4 protein-coding genes are annotated in these 3,400 nt (G+C 63.6%); all 4 read right to left on the bottom strand.

Annotated features, from left to right (window positions below):
- Positions 1 to 983: SulP family inorganic anion transporter (locus WB402_RS04395; protein ID WP_424205702.1), on the bottom strand; the 983-nt coding region annotated here is incomplete at its 3' end.
- 11 nt (positions 984 to 994) lie between these two features.
- Positions 995 to 2,266, bottom strand: a complete 1,272-nt coding sequence (locus tag WB402_RS04390; protein ID WP_424205701.1) for an acetate/propionate family kinase — start codon at positions 2,264 to 2,266, stop codon at positions 995 to 997.
- 310 nt (positions 2,267 to 2,576) lie between these two features.
- Positions 2,577 to 3,137, bottom strand: a complete 561-nt coding sequence (locus WB402_RS04385; protein ID WP_424205700.1) for an outer membrane beta-barrel protein — start codon at positions 3,135 to 3,137, stop codon at positions 2,577 to 2,579.
- A 77-nt stretch (positions 3,138 to 3,214) separates the two neighbouring features.
- Positions 3,215 to 3,400, bottom strand: a 186-nt coding sequence (locus WB402_RS04380) for a hypothetical protein (RefSeq protein WP_424205699.1), incomplete at its 5' end; no start/stop codon positions are given.

Raw genomic sequence — 3,400 nt, 5'->3', positions numbered from 1 at the left:
GCCAATTGGGTGCGCGCCCCGGCGCGGCGGTTGACCGCCGTCTGGGTGGTGCCGCCGCCGGCCGGCATTGAGCCAAACAATCCGCCGGCGACGTTGGCCAGCCCCACGGCCAGCAACTCCTGGTTCGGTACAAGGCGCGGCTCGCGCGGTTCACTGAACGCGCGCGCCGCGGCGATGCTTTCGGTGAAGCTCATCAGGGCGATGCCGGCCGCGCCTGGCCACATGATCTCAATCAGGTCGAGATTCGGCCACGCGACGGCCGGCAGGCCCGTTGGAATGCTGCCTACTGTCGCTACACCGACGCCCGGCAGACCGAGCAGACCCGAAGCGATGATGGCCATGGCCAGTGCCAGCAGCGGGGCTGGCGCGCGTGGCGTGAAGCGCTCCAGTCCGAAGATCAGCACCAGCACCACCACCGCCAATGCGAACGTCACGAGCGAGGTGTGCGGGAGCTGGTTGACGATCGCCAGTATGTCGCGAAAAAAACCTGTCTTGTCAATGTGAACGCCCAGCAGCTTCGGAAGCTGATCGATCACGATCACCAGCCCGATGGCGGACTTGAATCCGGTTAGAACCGGCTCGGAAATGAAATTGGCGATGAAGCCGAAGCGCAAGACGGATGCCAGCACCAGTATCGCACCGACCAGCAGCGCGAGCGTCGCGCCCGCCGTGAGCAACTCGGCTGTCCCGCCGCCGGGCGCGGCCGCACCCAATTCCGCCGCTGTCAGAATGGCGATGGTCGTGGTCGTGCTGACGCTGAGCGGGCGCGAGGTGCCGAGCAGGGCATAGATCACCATCGGCACGAAGGCGGTGTAAAGGCCAATCTGCACCGGCAGGCCGGCGATGGTGGCGTAAGCCATCGCCTTGGGGACCACCACGGCGGCCGCGGTCAAACCGGCGATGACATCGGGGCGAAGCCAGTCTTTCTGGTAGGCGCGCAACCACGCGATGCTCGGAATCAGATCAAGCGGGTTGCGATTCATGGCGAACGCTCCTATGTGTGGCCGGTCAGCACCGCGCGCACTTGCTCGGCGATTTCGCGCTCCTCGTTGGTGCGGACGACCAGCAGTCTGACGCCAGAGTCCGTGGACTGAATCTCGGCGATCTCACCGCTCACGGAGGCATTCTTGCGCGCGTCGAGCCGGATGTCGAGCGCCTCCAGTCCGGCGCAGACCTGGGCGCGCACCGCCGGGGCGTTCTCGCCGATGCCGGCGGTGAAGATGACGGCGTCGACGCGCCCGAGCGCGGCGGTGTAGGCGCCGATGTACTTGCGGATGCGATAACAGTAAATCTCGAACGCCAGCCGCGCCTGCGCATCGCCGGCATCCATGCGCCGCAACACCTCGCGCATGTCGTTTGTGTCGCACAGGCCCTTGAGGCCGCTCTCCTTGTTCAGCAGCGTCTCGATCGCCGCGTCATCCAGACCCGTGACACGACCTATGTAGAACACCAGTGCCGGGTCGATGTCACCGCAGCGCGTGCCCATCACCAATCCTTCGAGCGGCGTCATGCCCATCGAGGTGTCGACGCAGCACCCGCCTTCGATGGCGGCGGCGCTCGCCCCGTTGCCGAGGTGCAAGCTGATGAGGTTGAGCGCGGTCGGCGCCTGTCCGAGGTATTGCGCCGCACGCCGCGTGACGTAGGCGTGTGAGCTGCCATGGAAACCGTAGCGGCGCACGGCGTGATCGGTGTACAGCCCGTGTGGCAGGGCGTAGCGATAGGCATGCGGCGGCATGGTCTGGTGAAACGCGGTGTCGAACACCGCGATTTGCGGCACGGTCGGGAACAGCTCCAGGCACAGCTCGATGCCGAGCAGGTTGGCCGGGTTGTGCAGCGGCGCGAGTGGAACGAGTGCGCGGATGGCGGTGACCACGTCGGTGTCGATGCGCGTCGGCGCCTGGAAGCGTTCACCGCCGTGCACGACGCGATGTCCGATCGCCTCGACGCGCGTCACATCGTGCAGGACGCCGGTCTCGCGCAGCGCCGCGCCGATTACGGCGAAGGCGGCGCGGTGATCGGGTGCGGCGACATCGCGCTGGAAGCTGTCCATGCGGCCGTCGCCGCTGTCCCACGCGTGACGCAAGGTGGCGCGCGCCGACATAGAAGCCCTACTCGCTTCGCGCGTTCGTCCTGACAAGAGATCACGCACGTTTGCAGCTTCACCGATGCGCTCGACACTACCCGCGGTCAGTATCGCGTGGCGCGTCATGTCGAACAGCTGATACTTGAGCGAGGAGCTGCCCGAGTTGATGACGAGTATTCTCACGTCCGTGCCTCTGGACGCAGTACCGCATTGCGGGAGACGCTAATTTTCGTCATCGGGCACGCCCGCCACAAGCACGTACGGTGTCGCACCCCGCAGCGGATCCATCAGCGCCATGCCGCCGCCTTGCTCAATACTTCTTTCTCCGCCTCCACGGCGATGGCCAAGAAGCCCAAGCGTTCACGCGCACCGGTACCGCGCGCGTAATGCACGATACCGTTGCTGGCGCCGACATCGCGGGCGCGGTGACGTCAAGTCTCATGATGTCTCCTTCGGCGGGACGACGCCTGACCAGGCCGTGGCCCGGTCCAAATCAGAACGTGTACGACATACCGATCGATGCAAAACCGATTTCCACTTTATCGAGGTCGAAGACTTCGTATTCGGCGCGAAGACCCACAGATCCGAGCTGAAACTGCAATCCGACGCCATAGGCGGGATCAGTGCCTGATGCATTCGTCGTGCTCGATAGCACGGTCGACTTGCTGTCCCAGTTGATGGCGCCGGCTTTTGCAAAAAGGGCAACGGGACCCAGATTGAACCCGACAAGCCCGAATGCGTCCACACCGTCGACTTTGCTCTCCGCGCTGCTACCGGCCACGGTTCCCTTCGCCGTTCCGAAGTCGACATAGGACCCCTCAACGGCCAAGTTGAGGAATGGAACAACCCCGAAGTTGTAGCCCAGAAAAACTTTATAGCCCGTATCGGAATCGTCAAAGCTGATGTCGCCAGCGGCGGTGTTCTTGTATTCTGCACTGCTATCAGCGTTGCCAACCGAAGCGCCGAGGTAAAACCCGGACTCGGAACCCGCGCTTGCAACACTTGATGCACACAACATCACGATTGCACAACCTAGAGATATCATCTTACTCATCGCCGTCTCCTTGCTTGTCTGTCCAAGCTGCTTCGTTGAATTTGATACCGGAGTGAGATCACAGAATCTCATTCATGCTACACCACATTGCAATACCCGGCCATCTCATCGACGCCGTCGATTCGGTGTCGGCCAAGACAGAGCATAACGCAACACCACGCCTTCGGCTTGTTCGGTCCGGGGCCAGCGGTCTGCCGGGCAGCGTTGCGGTCGCAACCGGCCGCAGCGTAACCGACGCCGGTGATCCACACCCTCACCACCGG

Origin of the sequence: Sulfuricaulis sp. (assembly GCF_049587675.1) — a bacterium.
Taxonomy (GTDB): domain Bacteria; phylum Pseudomonadota; class Gammaproteobacteria; order Acidiferrobacterales; family Sulfurifustaceae; genus Sulfuricaulis.
Note: the sequence above shows the minus strand (reverse complement) of the source record. Positions and strands in the feature narration are given on the sequence as shown.